General features: G+C 66.5%; 24 protein-coding genes. 20 read left to right on the top strand and 4 right to left on the bottom strand.

Translation table 11 applies throughout. From position 1 onward, the window contains the following. Positions 1–13: 13 nt before the first annotated feature. Positions 14–280 carry a MoaD/ThiS family protein gene (locus tag JOE31_RS15665; protein ID WP_209746188.1) on the bottom strand — a complete coding sequence of 89 codons (267 nt, stop codon included), beginning with the start codon at positions 278–280 and terminating at the stop codon, positions 14–16. A gap of 4 nt (positions 281–284) precedes the next feature. Further along, on the bottom strand, positions 285–1,415 hold the full coding sequence (moaA, locus tag JOE31_RS15660) for a GTP 3',8-cyclase MoaA (RefSeq protein ID WP_209746183.1): 1,131 nt from the start codon (positions 1,413–1,415) through the stop codon (positions 285–287). 132 nt (positions 1,416–1,547) lie between these two features. Here moaA and JOE31_RS15655 point away from each other — a divergent pair, with 132 nt between their 5' ends. The 9 genes from JOE31_RS15655 (at position 1,548) to JOE31_RS15615 (ending at position 9,202) form a co-directional block, all read left to right on the top strand. Next, entirely contained in the window at positions 1,548–2,291 is a 744-nt protein-coding gene (locus JOE31_RS15655; protein WP_209746181.1) for a response regulator transcription factor, read from the top strand. Continuing rightward, positions 2,278–3,519 (top strand): cell wall metabolism sensor histidine kinase WalK, encoded by a 1,242-nt coding sequence (locus JOE31_RS15650; RefSeq protein WP_209746179.1) that lies wholly within the window; start codon positions 2,278–2,280, stop codon positions 3,517–3,519. The genes JOE31_RS15655 and JOE31_RS15650 overlap by 14 nt, the downstream gene beginning before the upstream one ends. A 25-nt stretch (positions 3,520–3,544) precedes the next feature. Next, positions 3,545–5,113: a molybdopterin-dependent oxidoreductase gene (locus JOE31_RS15645; protein ID WP_209746176.1), complete on the top strand. Its 1,569-nt coding sequence runs from the start codon at positions 3,545–3,547 to the stop codon at positions 5,111–5,113. Between the two features lie 60 nt (positions 5,114–5,173). Next, positions 5,174–6,430: a gephyrin-like molybdotransferase Glp gene (gene glp / locus JOE31_RS15640; protein WP_209746175.1), complete on the top strand. Its 1,257-nt coding sequence runs from the start codon at positions 5,174–5,176 to the stop codon at positions 6,428–6,430. Next, positions 6,418–6,912, top strand: coding sequence for a cyclic pyranopterin monophosphate synthase MoaC (gene moaC / locus JOE31_RS15635; protein WP_209746172.1), 495 nt, complete (start codon positions 6,418–6,420; stop codon positions 6,910–6,912). The genes glp and moaC overlap by 13 nt, the downstream gene beginning before the upstream one ends. After that, complete coding sequence (locus JOE31_RS15630; RefSeq protein WP_209746171.1) at positions 6,909–7,433, top strand: MogA/MoaB family molybdenum cofactor biosynthesis protein; 525 nt, start codon at positions 6,909–6,911, stop codon at positions 7,431–7,433. The genes moaC and JOE31_RS15630 overlap by 4 nt, the downstream gene beginning before the upstream one ends. Beyond that, complete coding sequence (locus tag JOE31_RS15625; protein ID WP_209746170.1) at positions 7,423–7,890, top strand: molybdenum cofactor biosynthesis protein MoaE; 468 nt, start codon at positions 7,423–7,425, stop codon at positions 7,888–7,890. Before JOE31_RS15630 ends, JOE31_RS15625 begins: the two co-directional genes overlap by 11 nt. 74 nt (positions 7,891–7,964) lie before the next feature. After that, positions 7,965–8,723: a 4-hydroxy-tetrahydrodipicolinate reductase gene (gene dapB, locus JOE31_RS15620; protein ID WP_209746168.1), complete on the top strand. Its 759-nt coding sequence runs from the start codon at positions 7,965–7,967 to the stop codon at positions 8,721–8,723. 5 nt (positions 8,724–8,728) lie between these two features. Further along, positions 8,729–9,202 (top strand): hypothetical protein, encoded by a 474-nt coding sequence (locus JOE31_RS15615; protein WP_209746166.1) that lies wholly within the window; start codon positions 8,729–8,731, stop codon positions 9,200–9,202. Here JOE31_RS15615 and JOE31_RS15610 read toward each other — a convergent pair. After that, entirely contained in the window at positions 9,199–10,434 is a 1,236-nt protein-coding gene (locus tag JOE31_RS15610; protein ID WP_209746164.1) for a heparan-alpha-glucosaminide N-acetyltransferase domain-containing protein, read from the bottom strand. The genes JOE31_RS15615 and JOE31_RS15610 overlap by 4 nt on opposite strands. A 68-nt stretch (positions 10,435–10,502) precedes the next feature. Here JOE31_RS15610 and JOE31_RS15605 point away from each other — a divergent pair, with 68 nt between their 5' ends. The 7 genes from JOE31_RS15605 to JOE31_RS15575 all read left to right on the top strand — a co-directional run bounded on the left by JOE31_RS15605 (position 10,503) and on the right by JOE31_RS15575 (position 18,544). Further along, positions 10,503–10,961, top strand: a complete 459-nt coding sequence (locus JOE31_RS15605) for a hypothetical protein (protein WP_245199214.1) — start codon at positions 10,503–10,505, stop codon at positions 10,959–10,961. Between the two features lie 78 nt (positions 10,962–11,039). Further along, positions 11,040–11,948, top strand: a complete 909-nt coding sequence (dapA, locus tag JOE31_RS15600) for a 4-hydroxy-tetrahydrodipicolinate synthase (protein WP_209746163.1) — start codon at positions 11,040–11,042, stop codon at positions 11,946–11,948. Positions 11,949–11,990: 42 nt separating this feature from the next. Next, positions 11,991–13,682, top strand: a complete 1,692-nt coding sequence (locus JOE31_RS15595; protein WP_011691314.1) for a ribonuclease J — start codon at positions 11,991–11,993, stop codon at positions 13,680–13,682. A 196-nt stretch (positions 13,683–13,878) separates the two neighbouring features. Continuing rightward, a complete protein-coding gene (locus JOE31_RS15590) occupies positions 13,879–16,818 on the top strand; it encodes a DNA translocase FtsK (protein ID WP_209746160.1) in 2,940 nt (979 codons plus the stop codon). 9 nt (positions 16,819–16,827) lie between these two features. Beyond that, positions 16,828–17,469: a CDP-diacylglycerol--glycerol-3-phosphate 3-phosphatidyltransferase gene (gene pgsA, locus JOE31_RS15585; RefSeq protein WP_209746159.1), complete on the top strand. Its 642-nt coding sequence runs from the start codon at positions 16,828–16,830 to the stop codon at positions 17,467–17,469. After that, positions 17,466–17,960: a CinA family protein gene (locus JOE31_RS15580; RefSeq protein ID WP_209746157.1), complete on the top strand. Its 495-nt coding sequence runs from the start codon at positions 17,466–17,468 to the stop codon at positions 17,958–17,960. The genes pgsA and JOE31_RS15580 overlap by 4 nt, the downstream gene beginning before the upstream one ends. 140 nt (positions 17,961–18,100) lie before the next feature. Further along, positions 18,101–18,544 (top strand): helix-turn-helix domain-containing protein, encoded by a 444-nt coding sequence (locus tag JOE31_RS15575; protein ID WP_043429615.1) that lies wholly within the window; start codon positions 18,101–18,103, stop codon positions 18,542–18,544. A 122-nt stretch (positions 18,545–18,666) separates the two neighbouring features. Here JOE31_RS15575 and JOE31_RS15570 read toward each other — a convergent pair whose 3' ends face one another. Continuing rightward, entirely contained in the window at positions 18,667–19,176 is a 510-nt protein-coding gene (locus JOE31_RS15570; RefSeq protein ID WP_209746156.1) for a MarR family winged helix-turn-helix transcriptional regulator, read from the bottom strand. 41 nt (positions 19,177–19,217) lie between these two features. On the opposite strand from JOE31_RS15570, the gene JOE31_RS15565 reads away from it, so the two are divergent. The 4 genes from JOE31_RS15565 (at position 19,218) to miaB (ending at position 22,828) form a co-directional block, all read left to right on the top strand. Next, a complete protein-coding gene (locus JOE31_RS15565; protein ID WP_209746154.1) occupies positions 19,218–19,442 on the top strand; it encodes a DUF3046 domain-containing protein in 225 nt (74 codons plus the stop codon). 188 nt (positions 19,443–19,630) lie between these two features. Beyond that, positions 19,631–20,686 carry a recombinase RecA gene (recA, locus tag JOE31_RS15560; protein ID WP_028271945.1) on the top strand — a complete coding sequence of 352 codons (1,056 nt, stop codon included), beginning with the start codon at positions 19,631–19,633 and terminating at the stop codon, positions 20,684–20,686. 73 nt (positions 20,687–20,759) lie between these two features. Continuing rightward, a complete protein-coding gene (locus JOE31_RS15555; RefSeq protein ID WP_209748493.1) occupies positions 20,760–21,251 on the top strand; it encodes a regulatory protein RecX in 492 nt (163 codons plus the stop codon). A gap of 17 nt (positions 21,252–21,268) precedes the next feature. Continuing rightward, the gene (miaB, locus tag JOE31_RS15550; RefSeq protein WP_209746152.1) at positions 21,269–22,828 is read left to right on the top strand and encodes a tRNA (N6-isopentenyl adenosine(37)-C2)-methylthiotransferase MiaB; all 1,560 of its coding nucleotides are present in this window, start codon (positions 21,269–21,271) and stop codon (positions 22,826–22,828) included.

Here is a 22,828-nt window from a genome sequence, read left to right as displayed (position 1 = left end):
ACCTGCCCGATCCCTAACCGCCGGCAAACGGCGGCAGCACGTCCACTACGTCATCCGGCCCCAGGACCACTGATCGGTCGCGCACGGCCACTTCATTGAGCAGGAAACTGCTGCGCGAAAGAAGCCGCGCGAGCGGCGGGGTACCGGCGGGCGGCACCGGGCGGTCGGCGTCGAGCACGGCGCTCAACAGTTCCTCCAGGGTGGCGCCGTCGGTCAGTTCGAACTTTTCCTCGTCCACCCCTGCCGCAGCGCGCGCGGCAGCGAAATAACGTACGTTCAATGCTTCAGCCTCCGATGGCGCTCATGCTGCGGTCCGGCTGGACGAAGTCCGGAGCGTCCAAACCGACGTGGTCCATGCCGTGGGCTTTCGGCTTGATCCACATGGCGTCCTGCCAGCGCCCAGCGAGCTGCTCATCCGTGGCGCCTTCGCGCAGCAGCCCCAGGAGATCGACTTCCTCGCGTGAGAACAGGCAGCTCATGATCTTGCCCTCAGCCGTGATCCGGGTGCGGCGGCAGTCCGAACAGAACGGTTCGGTGACGGAGGCGATGATTCCCACTGTTCCCAGCACGGGGCCGGCGGCCTCGGCGGAACCCGGGGCCCTGCGGCGTACTTCGAAGCGTTCGGCCGGTGCACCGTCACGGTCCCTTGGATCGGCGCTGAGCACGTAGTCGACGGACAGGAGTTCGCGGATCTCGGCCGCGGTGATCATGTTCCGGCGGGTCCAGCCGTGGTCGGCGTCGAGCGGCATCTGCTCAATGAAGCGGAGTTCGTAGCCGCGGTCCAGGGCCCACGCCAGCAGCGACGGGGACTCGGCGTCGTTGATTCCGCGCATCAGGACGGCGTTGAGCTTCACGGGACCAAGCCCGGCGGCCCACGCGGCGTCCACGCCGGCCAATACCTTGTCCAGGAAAGGCCTCCGGGTCAGCTTGGTGAAAGTCTCCTCGTGCAGGGAATCCAGCGAAACGTTGATCCGGGAAAGGCCGGCAGCCTTTAGCCCGGCCGCCTTCTTATCCAGCCCCACCGCGTTGGTGGTCATGGAGATCGGCAGCTCCGGGTGCGCCTGGCGCAAGGCGGAGATAATGTCCAGGAGGTCGGCCCGGACCAGGGGCTCGCCGCCGGTGAGGCGCAGCTCGCGCACCCCCAGCATGTCGACGCCGATCCGAACTATTCTGACGATTTCCTCGGCGGACATCACGGCCTGCTTGGCCAGCCATTCGAGGCCTTCGGCCGGCATGCAGTACGTGCAGCGCAGGTTGCACTTGTCCGTCAGGGACAACCTCATGTCTGTGGCGCGGCGTCCGTACCGGTCCATGAGGCCCGCGGGCATGCCCTCCGGGCGCGACGGCAGCGACGGCACTCGCGGGTCGGAACCTGCGCCCTCCCGGGGTTGCGGCATACCAAGCTGAACACTCATGAATTCAGGCTACGCCACCTTGGGGTCAACCATCACGCCCATGACATCCGCGGATCTTACGGAATCCCTACGGATCGCCACAGCGGGCGGCAAAGCCGCGCCACACCCAGGCCCCGAACCTATGCTGGAGGAGTGAACAAGTCCCAGCCGGCACCGGCCCAGGCCACAGTCGGAAACCGGCGAATACTCCTCGTCGAAGACGAACAGACCATCGCCGGCGTGGTCCGTGACTACCTTGTGCAGGCGGGCTTCCAGGTGGACCTCGCCGGGGACGGGTTCACGGCCCTGCGCCTCGCCGCGGACCGGCACCCCGACCTTGTTCTGCTGGACCGCATGCTGCCCGGCCTGGACGGCGTGGAAGTGTGCCGCAGGCTCCGCCAGACGACGAGCGTCCCCGTCATCATGCTGACGGCCCTGGGGACGGAGGATGACAGGATCCTGGGGCTGGAGGTCGGCGCGGACGATTACATCACCAAGCCTTTCTCGCCCCGCGAACTGGTGCTCCGGGTGCGCTCTGTCCTGCGCCGCAGCGTGCAGGAATTCAGCCCCGATCCTGCTGTCGAGGTTGCCGGGTTTGAGCTCAACCCTGCCGCCCGGACCGTGACGCATCACGGAACACCGCTCGCGCTGACCATCCGGGAGTTCGACCTGCTGGCTTTCCTGCTGCGCCGCCCCAACCAGGTGTTCAGCCGGGAGGAACTCATCAAGGCCGTGTGGGGCTGGGACTTCGGGGACCTCTCCACGGTCACCGTTCACGTCCGCCGGTTGCGCGAAAAGATCGAGGCGGATCCCACCCGGCCCGCCCTCCTGAAGACGGTGTGGGGCGTGGGCTACCGGCTGGACACTCCGGACGGAGCCTCCGGTGCAAACAGCTGAACTTCTCGCCATCGTGGCCTGGGCGCTGCTCTGGGCCGTGGTCATTGGAGCCGCATCGCTGCTGCTGCTCAGACCACTTCGCAGGACGTCCATCGCCGTCCAGATCTGCGTGGTGGTGCTGTCCACCGTTGCGGTCCTGACCGCAGGCATGGTGAGCGCCTTCAATGCGATGGTTATTTCCGCCCGGGACCTGGAGGTCATGTGGTACGTCCTGGCCATCGCATCCGCGGTGGCCGTGGCCATCTCACTGGTCCTCGGGGCGCGCGTGTCGCGCAACGCCAAACTCCTCGCAGCTGCCGCAAGGAGCATTGGACGCGGCGAGCACCCGGGCCTGCCGGCGCCGCTCATGAGTTCCGAGCTCTCGGAACTGGCGGACGAACTGGAACGCAGCAGCCGCAGGCTGGCTGAATCCCGGGAGCGGGAGGCCGCCGTCGAGAACTCCCGCCGCGAACTCGTCAGCTGGATTTCGCACGACCTTCGCACGCCGCTGGCCAGCATGCGCGCGATGGCCGAAGCGCTTGAAGACGGAATGGCCGACGACGTCAGCGGCTACTACCGCAAAATCATCAGCCAGACAGACCAGATGGCCATCATGGTCAATGATCTCCTGGAGCTCTCCAAGATCCAGGCAGGCACCCTGCGGCTCAAGGCCGAACCGCTGGATCTCTACGACCTCGCCAGCGACGCGATCGCGGACCTCGCACCGCTCGCCACCCGCCGGAAGATAAGGCTCGACGGCGGCGGGGTGCGGGAGTGCCTGGCCCTCGCGGACGGCCCCTCCCTGGGGCGGGCGGTCCGCAACGTGGTGCTGAATGCCATTTTGTACAGCCAGCCCGGCTCCGGCGTGACCGTTGAAGTCACCAGGGACGGGGACGATGCGGTGGTTTCGGTGACGGACCGCTGCGGCGGAATTGCACCGGAGGACATACCCCGCCTCTTCGACACCGGATGGCAGAAGAATCCCTCGCGCAGCCGCTCCGGCGGCACGGGTATCACCGGACCGGAACCGGAAGCCGCGGGCTACAGCGGCGCCGGGATCGGGCTCAGCATGGTGGCCGGAATCATCCGCGCCCACGAGGGCAGCGTGACGGTGGAAAATGTCGACGGCGGCTGCCGGTTCTCGCTGCGCCTGCCCGCCCCGGACCGGGCGCACCCGTCGGACGCCCCGCGACGGAGTTCAACCGGAAGCCAGGACATGACGGAAGCGAAGGTGCGCCGTGGACACTGATCCGCAGGGAAGGGGATCCGCGAGAATGCCTCCCGACGCTGTTCCTGCCGCCGTCCCCGGCGCGGCCACCGCCGCCGCCGGCCGGCGGGCAGCGGCCGCAGGCGTTGTCGCCGTGGCCGTCGGCGTGGTGGCCGGCGAACTCGCCGCCGCCCTCGTGAGCCCCTCACTTTCGCCCTTGACCGGCGTTGGCGGTGCAGTGATCGATGCCGTACCTCCGGCCGTGAAGGACTGGGCCGTCTCAGTGTTCGGCACGGCGGACAAGCTGGCGCTGCTCGTCGGCATGGGACTGGCCATAGCCGCCCTCGCTGCGCTAGCCGGCCTCCTGGAGTGGCGGCGCCGCTTAGCAGGGTTTGCAGTCATCGCCCTATTTGGCGTGGCGGGCCTGGCAGCGGTCCTTGGCCGGGAACAGGCAAGCGGCAGCGCCATTGCGCTGCCCCTGCTTGCGGCCGGAACCGGAATCCTGGTTCTGCGCTGGCTGATGTCACGCCTCCGCGACGGGGGCCCGGCAGCCGCGGCGGCCGGACCGGCCCGGCGCCGGTTCATGCAGGCACTGGGCGGCTCCGCCGTCGTCGCGATCCTTGGAGGCGCGCTTGCTGTTGTCCTGCGCGGCGCCGCGGCCGGCGTCAGCGAATTCCGGAGCAAACTTGCCTTGCCGTCCCCGGCATCCCCGGTCCCGCCGGTTCCGGCCGGAGCTGAGCTGAGGCTTGACGGCATCAGTCCGCTGGTCACGCCCAACCGGGACTTCTACCGGATCGACACGGCCCTCACCGTTCCGGCGGTGGATCCGGACAGCTGGGTCCTCAAGGTCACGGGCATGGTGGAACGGGACATCGAGCTCGACTTCGCCACGCTGCTGTCGAAGCCCATGACCGAACGCCACATCACCATCGCCTGCGTCTCCAATGAAGTGGGCGGGGACCTCATCGGCAACGCGCTGTGGCTGGGCTGGCCGGTCCGGGAGCTGCTGGCCATGGCCGGGCCGCAGGGCGGTGCGGACATGGTGCTGTCCCGCAGCAGTGACGGCTGGACGGCCGGCACACCCCTGGAAGCGTTGACGGACACACGGGACGCCCTGCTCGCCGTCGGCATGAACGGCGAACCGTTGCCGCTGGAGCACGGCTTCCCGGTGCGGCTCATTGTGCCCGGCCTGTTCGGCTACGTTTCTGCCACCAAATGGCTCACGGAACTAAAAGTGACCCGGTTCGCCGACGACGCCGGGTACTGGACCCCCCGCGGCTGGAGCGAGCGCGGACCCATCAAGACGTCCTCACGCATCGACGTCCCGCGCACCGGCCGCCCGGTGCGTGCCGGAACGGTGGCGTTCGGCGGTGTCGCGTGGGCCCAGCACACCGGAATAGGCACAGTGGAACTCCGCGTTAATCGCGGCCGCTGGCAGGCGGCGGAACTTGCACCCGGCATTTCCTGGGACACCTGGTACCAATGGCAGCTCTCACTGCCCCTCACGCCCGGGCAGTATGAGATCCAGGTCCGGGCCACGGACCTCAACGGTGTGCCGCAGATTGAAAAGCCGTCCAGGGTCGCCCCGGACGGCGCCACCGGATTCCACACCATTAGAGTTGACGTGACGCCGTAGCGGGCCGGCGGGCCCGGTACGCCCGGCATCCGAGCACGCCAGGACCCAGGTAAGGAACGTATGCACCGCACCGACAACAGCCATGGTCACACCGCCACAGGGCACGGCCACCAGGCCCGCACCGTGGAGGCCCACCGCGAGGCGGTACGAGAGCTCCTGGCGGACTTCAGCGGTCCCGGGCGTACCGAAGAGTTACCGCTCCAGGCGGCGCTGGGACGCGGGCTCGCAGCGGATATCGCCGCGCCCCTGGACCTGCCGCCCTTTGCGAACTCCCAAATGGACGGCTTCGCCGTCCGCAGCCAAGACATTCCCGACGGCGGGACGGACCTGAAAGTGGTGGCGCCCATCCCGGCCGGTGCCACTGCTGCGGAGCTGGAACCGGGCACGGCCGCGCCGATCATGACCGGAGCCATGATTCCTGCCGGAGCCGACGCCGTCGTACCCGTTGAAAAGGCGGTTCCGGACTCCTTTCCGGAACCCGGAGCGGCGGCCACGGTCCGGCTGCCGGTAACGGACCCAGGCACATACGTCCGCAATGCGGGCAGCGACATCCGGGCCGGGGAGCTGGCGCTCGCCGCCGGAACGTTCCTGGGCCCGGGCCAGCTGGGGCTGCTGGCGGCGCTGGGCATCACGCAGGTTACGGTGCACCGGAAGCTGAAGGTGCTCCTCGCCACCACGGGCGACGAAGTGGTGGAGCCTGGCAGCCCGCTGGAACCCGGCAAGATCTACGACGCCAACGGCACGCTCCTCGAAGCCGCCATGCGCCAGGCCGGGCTGGATGTCCTGCGGGCTGCGATCTCAACGGACAGTCCGGACGAGCTGACGGCCATGCTGAGGAGGCACGCCCCGCACGTGGACCTGATCGTCACCACGGGCGGTGTCAGCAAAGGAGCCTACGAGGTGGTCAGGCAGGCAGCCGCGGGACAGGACGTGGAATTCCTGCACGTGGCCATGCAGCCCGGCGGGCCCCAGGGGATCGGGCGGTTCGACGGTGTCCCGTTCGTGGGTTTCCCGGGTAACCCGGTCAGCTGCCTGGTCTCCTTCGAAATGTTCCTGCGCCCTGTCCTCAGCTCGTTGTTCGGCGCACCGGCCCCGCGGCCGGCAATCCTGGCCAGGCTGGCGGCACCGCTGGAGTCACCCGAGGGGAAGCACCAGCTCCGGCGCGGCACGCTCCTTCCGGACGGCTCGGTCCGGCTCGAAGGAGGCGCAGGCTCGCACCTGATCCATGCCTTGGCCAATTCCAACGCCCTGATCCATGTCCCGGTGGGGACTTCTGCGCTCGCCGCGGGCGCAGAAGTGGAAGTATGGACGCTGTGAACAATGAAGACAACGCTGCCGGGCTGACGCATCTGCGCCGGGACGGGACAGCGCAGATGGTTGATGTTTCCGGCAAGGCCGAGACCACGCGGGAGGCCACAGCCACCGCCACGGTCCGCACCACCGCGGAGGTACTCGCCCTCCTGGGCGCGGGCGACCTGCCGAAGGGTGACGCGCTGGCGGTTGCCCGCGTCGCAGGAATCATGGCAGCGAAGAAGACTCCCGAGCTCATCCCGCTGTGCCACCCGCTGCCCATCTCCAAAGTCACTGTCGACTTCGAACTGGGCGTGGATGCCGTTGCGGTCCTGGCAACCGTCAAGACCCGCGGCGTGACCGGCGTCGAAATGGAAGCGCTCACCGCGGCGTCGGTCGCGGCCCTCAGCGTGTACGACATGATCAAGGCAGTCGACAAGCATGCCGTATTGACAGACATCAGGGTGCTGGCCAAAAGCGGCGGCAAGAGCGGGGACTGGACAGCATGAGCACCTTCGGACAGCAGCCCGAACCGCACCGCCACGGGGAGGCCACCGGCCGGAAGGCCGGCGTCGTGATTGCCTCCAACCGGGCGGCGGCGGGCATCTACCGCGACGAAACCGGATCGGTCATCACCGATTGGCTGACCGAGCACGGCTTCGAGACATTCCCTGCGATGGTGGTGCCCGACGGCGAACCCGTGGGCGCCGCGCTTCGCGCCCTGCTGACACAGCAGCCCGCCGTGATCATCACCAGCGGCGGCACCGGCCTGAGCCCGGATGACCTGACCCCGGAGATGACGGTTCCGCTGCTGGACCGCGAAATACCGGGGATCATGGAAGGAATCAGGCAGGCCGGGCTGGCCAAGACTCCCATGGCCATGCTGAGCCGCGGACACGCAGGCGCGGCCGGACGCACTTTCATTGTCAATCTTCCCGGATCACCCAAGGGCGTCATGGACGGTCTGAGCGTGCTGGATCCGGTCATCAGCCACCTTTGCGACCAGTTGGAAGGCAGCCATGAGCACTGACAAGGCCACTGAATCCGGATTCGAGATCGTGAATGCCGTGCTGAGCGCGGAGCCTATTTCCGTGGCGCAGGCTATCGCCGCTGTGGAATCCGACACGGCCGGCGCCGTCGTCAGCTTCAGCGGCGTGGTCAGGAACCACGACGGCGGCAAGCCTGTTGAGCGGCTCAGCTACAGTGCACATCCCACCGCCCACCAGGTGATGGCCGACGTCGTCGCCCGGCTCGTCGCCGAACATGCGGGCGACGGCGGCGAAACAGTGCGGATCTGGGCCGCGCACCGGGTGGGAATGCTGGAAATCGGCGACCCCGCCCTGGTCTGCGCCGTGTCCGCCTCGCACCGCGGCCAGGCCTTCGAGGTGTGCTCGGAGCTCGTTGACCGGATCAAGGCCCAGGTGCCCATCTGGAAGGAACAGTTCTTCAGCGACGGGACCGTCGAATGGGTCGGGGCCGGAGCCTGAAGAAAGGGGCCGGAGCCTGGTAACCTCCCGACCCGGTTCATCCGCGCAGCCGGCCCGACGGTAGGGTTAAGTCCATGACCGAACAACTTGCCGTCGCCGTCCTGGGCGCGAACGGGCGCATGGGCGCCGAGGCCGTGAAAGCCGTTGAAGCGGCCCCCGACATGAAGCTTGTAGCGGCCCTCGGACGCGGTGACTCCCTCGACGAGCTGGTCAGCGCGGGCGCCCGGTTCGTGGTGGACCTGACCGTCCCCGAAAGCACCGAAGCGAACGTCCGCTTCGCCGTCGAACACGGCATGCACGCCGTCGTCGGCACTACCGGCTGGGACGCCTCCAGGCTCGGCGCGCTTGAGGACCTGCTGGGCCGGAATGCCGGGGTGGGCGTCCTCATTGCCCCGAACTTCGCGCTCGGCTCCGTCCTGGCGTCCGCTTTTGCCGCCAAGGCCGCCAAGTACTTCGAGTCCGTTGAGGTCATCGAACTGCACCACCCGGACAAAGTTGACGCGCCCTCCGGCACCGCCGTCCGCACCGCGCAGCTGATCGCGGCCGAACGCGCCGCCGCCGGCATTGGCGCCAGTCCGGACGCCACCACCACCGAGCTCGCCGGCGCCCGCGGCTGCGATGTGGACGGTATCCGCGTCCACAGTGTGCGGCTCCGCGGCCTTGTGGCCCACCAGGAAGTCCTGCTCGGCGGACCGGGGGAGCAGCTGACCCTGCGCCACGACTCCTTCGACCGGGCTTCCTTCATGCCGGGCGTGCTGCTGGGAGTGCGGAACGTAGCAGGCCACCCCGGGCTGACCGTGGGCCTGGACGGCTTCCTTGACCTCGGAGTCTGACGGCAATGGGCAACATCCTCGCCGGCTTTAAGAAGAACCGAACCAAAATCTGGGTCGGCGCGGTGACGCTGCTGCTGGTCTTCTACCTGGTGGTGTCCTTCCAGCGCTCCGTCCTGCTCCTCGCCGATCCCAACCCCGTGGCCAAGGCCATTGGTGCCGCCTACCTGGTCCTGCCGGTCATCGGAGCCTGGGCCCTGGTCCGTGAACTGCTGTTCGGTGCCCGGACCGAACAGATGGCCAAGGTCCTCGAAGCCGAGGGCGGGCTGCCGGTTGACAACCTGCAGCGCACACCCGCCGGGCGGATTGTGCGGGAATCGGCAGACGCCGAGTTTGAGAAGTACCGGACCGAAGCCGAGGAAGCGCCGGAAGACTGGCGTTCCTGGTTCCGGCTGAGCTGTGCCTATGACGCCGCGGGCGACCGCAAGCGTGCCCGCGCATCGATGCGTGATGCCCTGAAGCTGTTCCGCCAGGGCGCCTAGCGGATTCCCGCCCGACGGTACCGGCCGACCTCGCTGGCGGCGTGGGCCACCCACTCGAGCGGCCCCCGCCAGTTGAGTGCCGCGAAGGACCCTCCGATGAGGATGGCTGTCAGCGCCTGCGCCGCATACACGCCTTCGCGGGTCCATCCGGCGGGCAACGGCTGCAGGTACATGGCGGCCACCAGGCACACATGCGCCGTGTACAGGGTGAGGGTCATGGCGCCGGCACCCCGCAGCGGCAGCAGCAGGTCCAGGCTAAGCCATTCGCCCAGCCTCCCGAGCAGCAGGCAGGCGCCTACCACCGCGGCCGCTACGGCCGAAGTGTGGAGCAGGTCCAGTGTTGTGCCCGAATGCGGGGCGCTGCTTGCCAGCCACCACCAGGAGCCCGATTGTTCCACACCGGCGAGGTTCACCTGCAGGAGGCTGTCCAGCGGGTAGCGGGGGTCCGCCAGGTGGGCCCGCAGCGCTTCTTTGCCGCCCCACGCATCCATCGTCAGCATGCCCAGCCATTTGGCCAGAACTGCCACCACGGTCCCGCCGGCCAGCAGCAGCACCTGGACGGTCGCCTTCGTCAGTGCGAGCCGGCCGATGACCAGCCCGATCAGCAGGTAGCTCAGCCACTGCAGGACGGGGTAGTACCCGGTTAGGAAAATGTCGCCCAGCAGGCGGCCCGGCGTGGTGAGGTCGTCCCAGTTGGGGTTGTGGCCCAGTTGCAGCGGCGGCGAAGGCGCCAGGAGCCACGGCCGCAGCAGGTAGGCCAGCACCGGCGAGCCCAGTACCCAGCCGGCAGCCAGTGCACAGAGCGGTTTGATGCCGAGCCCAATGAACGGGAGCACACACAGGAACAACACGGCGTAGTGAACCAGGATCACCGCGACATTGACGTCCAGCCCGCCCAGGAAGAGCCCGACGACGGCGATCACCAGGGCGCGCAACGCTATGCCGCGGCGTGCGCCGCTCAGCTCCTGGCCCCGTGGCGGACGCTGTTTTCCGGTGGACAGGGCGAGCCCGATCCCGGCCAGCACGGCAAACAGCGCGGCCGCACGCCCCGAGAAAGTCAGGCCGACCCACGTGGGCGTCAGCTGCGCGTCTGCTTCGAACGTGGGAAGCAGGTGGGTGGCCATCATGCCAAGAAGCGCCAGCCCCCGGGCCGCGTCGACTCCGGTGAGCCTCGTTGTGGTGCCGGTGCCTTTGGCAGTCCGCGAGGGGGAAGCAGTGCCACGGGAGGTCATGAGCCGATCGTCTCATATCCCGCTCACAGGCTCTTGTATTCGAATATATGTTCGAATAGCATCGGGGTATGAATGATGCACCGGAACGCCGACTTCAAGAACGCCGACTTCGAGAACGCCGACTTCAAGAGCGCCGCCCCAAAGAACGCAGCCTCCAGGAACGCCAGCTCCCGGAACGCGAGACCTCACCTGGTCCGCTCAAGGCGATGAGCCCCGGTGTGGTGGACTATCTCTTTCGGCAGCTGGTGGCCGGAAACCCGGCCGAGGATATCCAGTGGGGGAGGGAGGGTGTGGCCCTGTCCGCCCAGCCGCCCGGCGCCGAGTTGGCGCGGCGGCTCTCTGAATGCGACCTGGAGGCCCTCACGCCTACAGAGCTGTTCCACTACGTCCGCGCCGCCCAGCGGCTGGCCTCGTGGGCGGAGTCGTTGCGGGAAGATGCTGTAGCCCGCTACTGCGGTGCACCCGCCCCGGAATCGGGAGGCCGCGAACCGGTGGAGCCGGGACCGGCCCGCGGCATTGACAAGTGACGTTCGTGGTGTGAATTTGACGACGATCACGCGGCCGCCATTGTCCTAACAAGGCGGGGACAGGGTAACGTTTTTCCTATGGCTGACACTTCCGCGAATAACCCTGCTTTTGGCACCCTCCTGACCGCTATGGTCACGCCGTTCACTGAGGACGGCAAAGTGGACTACCAGCAGGCGGCGGAACTGGCCGTAAAGCTTGTCGACGACGGCTGCGACGGCCTGGTCGTCACCGGCACCACGGGCGAAACCTCCACCCTCACCGACGAGGAAAACGTGGGCATGTTCCGTGCGGTCAAGGAAGCTGTCGGCGGCCGCGCAGCCATCATCGCCGGCACGGGAACGAACGACACCGCGCACTCCGTGCACCTTTCCAAGCAGGCAGCCGAGGTTGGCGTTGACGGTCTGTTGATCGTCACGCCGTACTACAACAAGCCCAGCCAGGCCGGCGTACGCGCCCACTTTGAGACCATTGCCTCCTCCACCGACGTTCCCGTGATGCTTTACGACATCCCCGGCCGTTCCTCAATTCAGATTGCTCCGGAGACCCTGATCCGTCTCGCCGAGCACCCGAACATCGTTGCGGTCAAAGACGCCAAGGCCGATTTCGCCGCGGCCACGCGCGTCATGTCCCAGACCGACCTCCTGTTCTACTCCGGAGACGACGGACTGACCCTGCAGTGGATGGCGATGGGTGCCGTAGGGCTCGTGGGCGTCACCACCCACGTCGCTACCCGCCGGTTCCGTGAATTGATCGACGCCGTGAACGCCAACGATCTGGGCACCGCCCGGAAGATCAATTTTGAACTCGAACCTGTCATCCGGGCCACCATGACCCGTGTGCAGGGGGCCGTTGCGGCCAAGCAGATTCTTAAATGGCAGGGAGTCCTGCCCAACTCGGTTGTCCGTTTGCCCCTCGTGGAGCCGGACGAAGCTGAGATCGCAATCATCCGCGAGGATTTGGCGGAAGCAGGCATGGTCTTTTCCTGATCGGCAAATACCATTCCTGTTCCGCCCGGAAAGTAGTGCACTATGACCCAAACCGCCCTTCCCGGCCTTGTCACGCCACCGAAACTTCTCAAGGACACCCTGCGGATCGTTCCGCTCGGCGGCCTGGGGGAGATCGGCCGCAACATGACCGTTTTCGAAATCGATGGCAAGCTGCTGATCGTCGACTGCGGTGTCCTCTTCCCGGAGGAGACCCAGCCAGGCGTGGACCTGATCCTGCCCGATTTCTCCTACATCGAGAAACGCCTCGATGACATCGTGGCCGTCGTCCTGACGCACGGCCACGAGGACCACATCGGTGCCGTTCCGTACCTGCTGCGCCTGCGCGCCGACATTCCCCTGGTCGGTTCCCAGCTGACGCTCGCCCTTATCGAGGCGAAGCTGCAGGAACACCGGATCAAGCCGATCACCCAGACCGTCACCGAGGGACAGGTGCAGAAGTTCGGCCCGTTTGAATGCGAATTCGTGGCCGTCAACCACTCCATCCCTGACGCCCTTGCCGTGTTCCTCCGTACCTCCGGCGGCACCGTGCTGCATACCGGTGACTTCAAGATGGACCAGCTGCCGCTGGACGGCCGCATCACCGACCTCCGCCATTTCGCCAAGCTGGGCGAAGAGGGCGTGGACCTGTTCATGTCGGACTCCACAAACGCCGACGTGCCGGGCTTCACCACCGCCGAGAAGGAAATCGGCCCCACCCTTGACCGTCTCTTCGGCCAGGCGTCCAAGCGCCTGATCGTCGCGTCCTTCTCCTCGCACGTGCACCGGGTCCAGCAGGTCCTCGACGCGGCGGCCAACCACAACCGCAAGGTTGCCTTCGTGGGCCGCTCGATGGTCCGCAACATGGCTATCGCCGAGAAGCTCGGCTACCTCGACGTGCCCCCGGGCATTTTGGTTGACATCAAGAACATCGACAACCTGCCGGACAACCGTGTGGTGCTGATGTCCACCGGCTCCCAGGGCGAGCCGATGGCTGCCCTGTCCCGCATGGCCAACGGTGACCACCGTGTCGTCGTCGGACAGGGCGACACCGTGATCCTGGCGTCCAGCCTGATCCCGGGCAACGAGAACGCGGTCTTCCGCATCATCAACGGCCTGCTCAAGCTCGGCGCCGATGTCATCCACAAGGGCAACGCCAAGGTCCACGTGTCCGGCCACGCCGCGGCCGGGGAACTGCTGTACTGCTACAACATCCTGGAACCGCTGAACGCGATGCCGGTGCACGGCGAGACGCGGCACCTGATTGCCAACGGCAAGATCGCCCTCGAGTCCGGCGTGCCGGACGAGAGCATCCTGCTGGCGGACAACGGCACTGTGATCGACCTCCGGGACCACCAGGCCGACGTCGTGGGCCAGGTCGAGGTGGGCTACGTCTACGTTGACGGCTCCAGCGTCGGCGAAGTCACGGAAGCTGACCTGAAGGACCGCCAGACCCTTGGCGACGAAGGCTTCATCTCCATCATCACCGTGATCCACCGCGCCACCGGTAAGGTGGTTTCAGGACCGGAAATCCACGCCCGCGGTGTGGCTGAGGACGATTCCGTTTTCGACGAGATCATTCCCAAGATCAATGCTGCGCTGGAAGAGGCCGTACTTAACCACACGGACCACACTACGCACCAGCTCCAGCAGGTTGTCCGCCGTGTTGTCGGCACGTGGGTCAACCGCAAGCTTCGCCGCAAGCCAATGATCATTCCGGTGGTGCTGGAGGCGTAAGCGCCCGGGATTGTTTGACGGGACCCTTACCGCAGGAAAGCAGGCCCCCGGGCCGCTGCCTGCGGGGAGGGTCCCGTCGTTTAACCCGGGCGAGCCCCCGGAGACGTTTTGACCTAGCCGTCCCGTCCGCAACATGCATCCCGGAACGCCCCGGAAATCCGGGGTTTTTGGCCGGGCTTCGGGTACCGTGGCGGGTATGGCGACACGTACCTCCTCCGCGCCTAGAGGCAACTCAAGCGGCAAATCAGGCAGCTCAGCGGGCAGGGGCTCCGGCTCCGCTGCGTCCAAATCCAGCCGGACCGGAGGATCATCGGGCACGACACGCACCCGCCAGATGGCTGCCGTCGAACCCCGGCAGCCGTGGCTCGTGCGGGTGGCCGCGGGCGCGTGGCTGGGAATAGGGCACGTAGTCGGCGGCGGCGTCCGTCGGATCGGCCACGACGTCAGCGACCTTGCCCCCGAGGACCGCCGCGACGGTGCAGCCCTCTTCAACCTCGCCCTGGGCGTGTTTGTTGCAACCTTCGCGTGGTGGGGTTTCAAGGGATGGTTCCCCGACACTGTGTTCGCGATCGTCAACGGCACGTTCGGCTGGATGTCGCTGTTGCTGCCGCTCATGCTTTTCGTTTGTGCCTTCCGGCTGTTCCGCCAGCCGTCGGACGGGCGGGGCAACAACAGGATCGGCATTGGCTTCCTCATCATGACGTTTGCCGGCTGCGGCCTGGCACACGTCATCGGCGGCCAGCCCACCGTAACGGACGGCTTCGACGGACTGAGGCAGGCCGGCGGAATGCTCGGCTTCCTGGCCGCCTCGCCGCTGGCTGCCCTGCATGTCGCGGTGCCTGTGGCCGTATACGGCCTGCTGGCCTTCACGTCCCTCCTGATTGTGACCGCTACGCCCTTCGGCGCGATTCCCCGCCGGATCAGGGATGCCTACGAGCACCTCATGGGCATCGACCTGCAGGAACCCGGCGACGTTCACGACCGCAGCTACCTCTACGAGAACGCCGGCAAGGACGAGCCCAAGAAGAAGCGGCGCAGCAGGCTGTTCGGCAAGGACCAGGAGACTGATCCCCGCCTCGAAGGATATGTGGGCGACGAGGCTTTCGAACATGCCGTCATCGACGACGACGAAACGGCCGGCAGCCCCAGCGGCACCAAAGCAGGCGGCAAGGGTCCGCGTCCGGCGCCCGGTGTGCGCCGGCCCACCCAGGCAGAAATCGCCGTCGAGAAGATCAAGGCAGCCCAGGGGCTGGGCACCAAGGGACAGGATGCAAGCGGCGAGAACGCCACCGAGGCCATCCCGCTGGTGACTCCGGGGATGGTGGCTGCCGGATCACTCAATCCCGCAGCCGGTGCTGCCGCCGTTGCCTCAGCCGCGCAAGTGCCGTCGCGACCCGTCGCCCCGGCCCCGCCGCCCACGCCGATCCCGCAGCGCACGGAGCAGCTCTCGCTCGCAGGGGACGTCACGTACACCCTGCCGTCGTCGGACGTGCTGACCCCGGGCTCCATCCCGAAGGAACGCACGGAGGCCAACGATGCGATCGTGGCGTCACTGACCGAAACGCTCAACCAGTTCAACGTGGATGCCCAGGTCACCGGCTTCAGCCGCGGCCCCACGGTCACCCGGTACGAAATCGAACTCTCCCCGGGCACGAAGGTGGAACGCGTCACGGCGCTGTCCAAGAACATCTCCTACGCCGTCGCGTCCAGTGACGTCCGTATCCTCAGCCCGATCCCCGGCAAGTCCGCCATCGGCATCGAGATCCCCAACACGGACCGCGAAACCGTGTCCCTCGGCGATGTGCTCCGCAGCCAGAACGCCCGCCGCACCGACCACCCGATGGTCATGGGCGTCGGCAAGGACGTCGAGGGCGGCTACGTGGTGGCGAACCTCGCCAAGATGCCCCACCTGCTCGTAGCGGGTGCCACCGGTGCCGGTAAGTCGTCCTTCGTGAACTCCATGATCACCTCCATCCTGATGCGCGCCACGCCGGACGAGGTCCGTATGGTGATGGTGGACCCGAAACGCGTGGAACTCACGGCGTACGAGGGCGTACCGCACCTCATCACGCCCATCATCACCAACCCCAAGAAGGCCGCCGAGGCCCTGCAGTGGGTGGTCCGCGAAATGGACGCCCGCTACGACGACCTTGCCAACTACGGCTTCAAGCACATCGACGACTTCAACAAGGCGGTCCGGGCCGGCAAGGTCCACCCGCCGGTCGATTCCAAACGCGTCATCCGCCCCTACCCGTACCTGCTGGTGATCGTGGACGAACTCGCCGACCTCATGATGGTGGCACCGCGCGACGTCGAAGATTCCATTGTCCGCATCACCCAGCTGGCCCGTGCCGCCGGCATCCACCTGGTCCTGGCAACCCAGCGGCCTTCCGTCGACGTCGTCACCGGCCTGATCAAGGCCAACGTCCCGTCCCGCATGGCGTTCGCCACCTCCTCGGTCACCGACTCCCGCGTGGTGCTGGACCAGCCCGGCGCGGAAAAGCTCATCGGCCAGGGTGACGCGCTCTTCCTGCCGATGGGCGCGTCCAAGGCCATGCGCGTCCAGGGCGCCTGGGTTACGGAATCGGAAATCCACAAGGTCGTTGAGCACGTCAAGGGGCAGCTGAAGGCTGTGTACCGTGACGACGTCGCGCCCGAGGCGCAGAAGAAGCAGATCGACGACGACATCGGGGACGACCTCGAGGTGCTGCTGCAGGCCACCGAACTGGTGGTCACCACCCAGTTCGGCTCCACCTCAATGCTGCAACGCAAGCTGCGCGTGGGGTTCGCGAAGGCGGGCCGGCTCATGGACCTGCTCGAATCCAGGGGAGTGGTGGGCCCGTCGGAGGGTTCCAAGGCCCGCGACGTCCTGGTGAAGCCCGACGACCTCGCCGCCGTCCTCGCTGCCATGAAGGGCCAGGAGGCCCCTGCTGCGCCGGATTCGCAGACCGCGGCACTCAGCGACAACGCCAACGCGAACATCGCCCAGGGCGGCTACGCCGAGGACCTCGTGGCGGCGGACCTGGACAACCGCACCCAGAAGGTTGAGTACTACGACGGCGCCGACGGCAGTGCGGGAGGCTACGGTGACGACGAAGACGGCTCCGAAGACGCCTGGTCGCTCACCGGACGGTAGCCTAGGAGGGTGACTAGCACTGAAGCCAACAGCTCAGGCTCCGCCTCCGGGATCTGGAACCTTCCGAACATCCTGACGATGCTGCGGATCGTCCTGGTGCCGTTCTTCGTCTGGTTCCTCGTCGCGGACGCACCGGGGTTCGACAGCCAGAACGGCCTCTGGCGCTGGGCCGCGGCCTTGACGTTTGCGGTTGCCATTTACACGGACAAGCTCGACGGCGACATCGCCCGCAGCCGGGGACTGATCACTGACTTCGGAAAGATCGCCGATCCGATCGCGGACAAGCTGCTCACCGGCTCCGCCCTCGTGATGCTCTCCCTGCTGGGCGAACTGCCGTGGTGGATCACCATCCTGATCCTGGCCCGCGAATGGGGGATCACGGCACTGCGGTTCTTTGTGATCAGGTACGGCGTCATCCCGGCGTCCCGCGGCGGCAAGCTAAAGACCGTGGTGCAGACTGTCGCGATCCTGCTGTATGTGGTCCCGCTCGCTTCACTGGCTCCGTGGCTTGGTGTGGTGGCCTTCGTGGTGATGCTGGCCGCTGTGGCGATCACTGTCTGGACCGGCGGACAATATGTCGTAGAAGCGCTGAAGCTGCGGGCAAACGGCCGGCGCGCAGCCAGCCAGCGCGTACAAGGAGAGCTGCCATGAGCAATCTGCACCGCATCGCCGAACAAGCAGTCACCGGCGCCATCGGGCGCGGACTGACCGTGGCGACCGCCGAATCCCTGACTGCGGGCATGGTGGCGGCGGTCCTCGCCGATACCCCCGGCGCCTCGGGGATGCTGCAGGGCGGTGTGGTGTCGTATCAGAATTCCGTCAAGGCGGACGTCCTGGGCGTCCCCGGCGAACTGCTGGACGCCGTCGGATCCGTCGATGGTGACGTGGCGAAAGCGATGGCCGAGGGGGCGCGGCGGGTCTGCGGGGCAGACATTGGAGTGTCCACCACAGGAGTCGCAGGACCGGAACCACACGGCGGGAAGGACGTGGGAACGGTTTTCGTCGGCATCGCCACCGCGGACGGTACGACGTCGTTCGGTTACGTTTTCGAGGGAAACCGCGCGGACATCCGGGGCCAGGCATGTGCGGCTGCTTTGGAGCGGCTGCTGGAGGCCCTATCTTCCGAGGCTTACCCGGCGTAAAGTTGCCGGGAACAAAATTTGATTCCTAATAGTTGTTACATTGTGTCGCTTCGGAATCAGTGAGGCGCCTAGGATGAATAAATAATTATGGTTCGCCTGATGAGGGCGGACCTGACGTACGAGGGAGCAAGGCGATACAGATGGTAAAGCAGCCCGTATCCGTGAACGGCGTTGTCCGCTGGAAGGATGTGGGCCTCGCCGATCAGGCAAAGAGCGAACAGAAGGAGCGCAAGATGGTAGTACTTCGTCACGAAATCGGTGATGTGCTGCGCGACGTTCGCCAGCGTCAGGGCCGTACCCTCCGCGAAGTGTCACACAGTGCCCGGGTTTCCCTGGGTTACCTCAGTGAAGTGGAGCGCGGCCAGAAGGAAGCCTCTTCGGAGCTGCTGTCTTCGATCTGCTCGGCCCTGGACGTCCCGTTGTCCAGCATGCTCCGCGAAGTCAGCGACCGCGTTGCCGTCGCTGAGGGCGTTGCTGTTCCAGACACCGTCCCGCAGGAATTCTCGCAGCGTTACCTTGACCGCGAACTTAATACTGAACTGTCTGACGAACTGGCCAAGGGACTGCTCTCGGGCGCCCGCTGACCCGCACATATTAGATCTTCGTATTTGACACGAGGGGCCTCCGGCGATGCCGGCGGCCCCTCGTTGTGATGCGTGCTGTCGGAGCCCGCGCGTGCCCTCCGGGAGGGCCGGCCGTCAGGCCGCTATTTCGCCTCGTCCCTGGGGAAGCCGTCGCGCTCATAGGTCGCGTTGAGCTTGGCCATGTAAGCGGCGAGAGCCTGCAGGTCCTCCACCGGCCATTCCCCGAGCCGCTCACGGAACACCTCACGCCGGGCATCCTGCACCTGGTGCATCTTCTCCTCGCCCTTGGGCGTCAGCCGGATCGTCTGGGCCCGGCCGTCGAGTGGGTCCGCTTCCTTCGACACAAGGCCGATGCTCTCAAGGAACGCGATCTGCCGGCTGACGGACGGCTTGCCGACTCCGATGCACGTTGCCAGTTCGGTGAGCCGGATGGGACCTTCGCGGCGGATGACGGTGAGAAGGCCATAGGCCGCCGGCTCCATGTCCGGGTGGACCTGCCGGGACAGCTGCTGGGAGAGGGAGCGTCCACGGCGCCAGAAGAGGCTGATCTGGTTCTCCACGGTTCGCAGGGCCGCGTCGACGCTGTTTTCGGTGGCCCCGGAAGCATCGGGTTCCACGGCTGGGTTGCTCATGGCAACCATTCTATTGGCCGCAGGCGTGAGAGACTTTATCCGTGCGAATCAGCGACTTTTGGCGGCTCATGGACGACGAGTTCGGTGCGGGATACTCCCGCGTCCTCAGTAGCTCCCTGGTGCTCGCAGGTGTTGGCGGGCGGACCGCGGACCAGGCGCTGGCGGCGGGTGTTCCCCCGCGGCAGGTCTGGCTCGCGATGTGCGATGTGCAGGATGTCCCGGCTGAGCGCCGTCTCGGGAGGGACGTCAAGCCCTCCCGGAACTGATTGTCCGCAGCCTGACACGCCGAAGGATTGTTCGAATATCTGTTCGGGTCGGGCTATGCTTTTTCCAGACCGTTTTCCACATACGCAATGTCATCCGGCAACAATGTCGGTGGGTGCCGTTAGCGTCAGTGATGACAGATAAAGGCCGCTCAGGCCACTCCACAGCGAGAAAACTAGAGGTGTGAACCATGGCGGCAGCCCCGGATCGTCAGAAGGCGCTCGACGCAGCGCTGGCCCAGATCGACAAGCAGTTCGGCAAAGGCTCCGTCATGCGGCTGGGCGACGAAGTACGTGCTCCCATTGAAGTAATTCCCACCGGCTCCATTGCCTTGGACGTTGCTCTCGGAATTGGCGGCCTGCCGCGCGGACGCGTGGTCGAAATCTACGGCCCCGAATCGTCGGGTAAGACCACCGTTGCCCTGCATGCCGTCGCGAATGCCCAGCGGCAGGGAGGCATCGCCGCCTTTATCGACGCCGAGCACGCCCTGGATCCCGAATACGCCGCCAAGCTGGGTGTCGATACCGACGCCCTGCTGGTCTCGCAGCCGGACACCGGTGAGCAGGCTCTGGAAATCATGGACATGCTGATCGGCTCGGGCTCCCTCGATGTCATCGTCATCGACTCCGTGGCAGCCCTCGTGCCCCGCGCGGAAATCGAAGGCGACATGGGTGACAGCCACGTCGGCCTCCAGGCCCGTTTGATGAGCCAGGCGCTCCGTAAGATCACCGGCCGGTTGAGCCAGACCAAGACCACCGCCATCTTCATCAACCAGCTGCGCGAGAAGATCGGCGTTTTCTTCGGATCACCCGAGACCACCACCGGCGGTAAGGCACTGAAGTTCTACGCGTCCATCCGCATCGATGTCCGCCGCATCCAGACGCTGAAGGAAGGCGCAGACTCGGTGGGCAACCGCACCAAGGCGAAGATCGTCAAGAACAAGATGGCCCCGCCCTTCAAGATCGCCGAATTCGACATCATTTACGGCCAGGGCATTTCCCGCGAGGGCGGCATCATCGACATGGGTGTGGAGCACGGCCTGATCAAGAAATCGGGTTCCTGGTTCACGTACGACGGCGACCAGCTGGGCCAGGGCATGGAGAACTCCAGGCGCTTCCTCCGGGACAACCCCGAGCTTGCCGCGGAACTGGAGCGCCTCATCAAGGAGAAGCTTGGCGTCGGCGTGAAGCCTGCGGCGGCCGAAGCAGAAGCGTCGCCGAAGCTCAAGGCCGTTGACGGTTTCTAGGGGAAACCGCGTCGGGGACGGGTTCTCCCCGGCGCCGCTGTCTGAACAGGATGCGGAACCGGATCCGGTGTCGGTGGCGCGGGCCATCGTGCTGCGGCAGCTCACCAACTCGCCCAAGAGCAGGCTGCAGCTGGCCCGCAAGCTCGCCGAACGCAACGTTCCGGACGATGTGGCGGAGTCCGTGCTGGACCGGTTCGAAGAAGTCCGGCTCGTCGATGACGCGGAGTTTGCCGACATGTGGGTCCGGAGCAGGTCCCAGACCCGGAAGCTTGCCAAGGGAGCGTTGCGGCGTGAGCTCGCGGACAAGGGCATCGAGCCGGACATTGCTGCCCGGGCCCTGGAACAGCTCAGCGACGAAGCTGAGGAATCGGCTGCGCGCCAACTCGTCGAACGCAAGCTGAAGGCCTCAGCGGACCTCACGGACCGGGCCGAGCGGGACAAAGTCACCCGTCGGCTGGCCTCCATGCTTGCCCGCAAGGGATACCAGCCCTCGCAGGCCTTCCGGATTGTGGGGGAGGTCCTGGACACCGCCGCCGGGGAACGGGCGGCAACGGAATTCCTGTGAACCGGTACCCTTAACAGGTGAGTTTGACCATTCCCTCCCCAGCGTCCGGCACCAGCACTTCCGCCACCACCGACACAGCATCCCCGGCTGCCCGGCAACGTACCTACCAGGTGCGTACCTTTGGCTGCCAGATGAACGTGCACGACTCCGAGCGGATGGCAGGCATGCTGGAAGATGCGGGCTATGTCCCGGCATCCGGGGAGCACGCCGACGTGGTGGTCTTCAACACCTGCGCCGTCCGGGAGAACGCCGACAACAAGCTGTATGGCAATCTGGGGATGCTCGCGCCGGTCAAGGCGGCCAACCCCGGCATGCAAATCGCTGTGGGCGGCTGCCTGGCCCAGAAGGACCGCGAAACAATCCTGAAGAAGGCTCCGTGGGTGGACGCCGTGTTCGGCACCCACAACGTCGGGGCCCTGCCCGCGCTCCTGGAGCGCGCCCGGCACAACAACGAAGCCCAGCTGGAGATCCTGGAGTCGCTGGACGTTTTCCCATCCACCCTTCCCACCAAGCGGGACTCGGTGTACTCGGGCTGGGTCTCGATCTCGGTGGGCTGTAACAACACCTGCACGTTCTGCATCGTTCCGGCCCTGCGCGGCAAGGAAAAGGACCGCCGCCCTGGCGACATCCTCGCCGAGATCCAGGCGCTGGTGGACGACGGCGCCATCGAAGTCACACTGCTGGGCCAGAACGTGAATTCCTACGGCGTGGAATTCGGCGACCGGCAGGCCTTCTCCAAACTGCTCCGGGCGTGCGGCGAAATCGAAGGACTGGAGCGGGTCCGTTTCACCAGTCCGCACCCTGCCGCGTTCACTGACGATGTCATCGATGCCATGGCCGAGACCCCCAATGTCATGCCGCAGCTGCACATGCCCCTGCAGTCGGGCTCGGACAAGGTGCTCAAGGACATGAAGCGTTCCTACCGCTCCACCAAGTTCCTCGGCATCCTGGACAAGGTCCGGGAGCGCATCCCGCATGCGGCCATTTCCACGGACATCATCGTGGGCTTCCCGGGAGAAACTGAAGGGGACTTCCAGGCCACCCTCGACGTCGTCGAGAAATCCCGTTTTGCCACGGCATTCACGTTCCAGTACTCCAAGCGCCCCGGCACCCCCGCCGCCGATCTGCCGGACCAGCTTCCCAAAGCCGTGGTCCAGGAACGCTTCGAGCGCCTGACCGCCTTGCAGGACAGGATTGCCGCCGAGGAGAACGCCCGCCAGCTGGGCCGCCAGGTGGAAGTCATGGTCACGGCACAGGCGGGCCGCAAGTCGGAGGAAACACACCGGCTGTCGGGCCGGTCGCAGGACCAGCGCCTGGTGCATTTCTCGGTGCCGGAGGGTGCGGAGAAGCCGCGCCCCGGTGACCTGGTCACGGTTACCATCACCGAAGCCGCGGCTTTCCACCTGGTGGCCGATCCGGCATCGGCGGCAGACTACTCCCTGCGCCGCTCGCGTGCCGGCGACGCCTGGGACAGGTCCCAGGCGGACTCCTGCGGAGCGCCCGTGGCCGGTAGCGGTGCCGGCGGCAAGGGCGGAGTGTCCCTCGGCATGCCGGCGCTCCCCGTCCGCCGCAGCTAG

Source organism: Arthrobacter sp. PvP023 (assembly GCF_017832975.1).
Classification (GTDB): domain Bacteria; phylum Actinomycetota; class Actinomycetes; order Actinomycetales; family Micrococcaceae; genus Arthrobacter.
The sequence above is the reverse complement of the archived record's forward strand: the minus strand, read 5'-3'. Positions and strand labels throughout refer to the sequence as shown.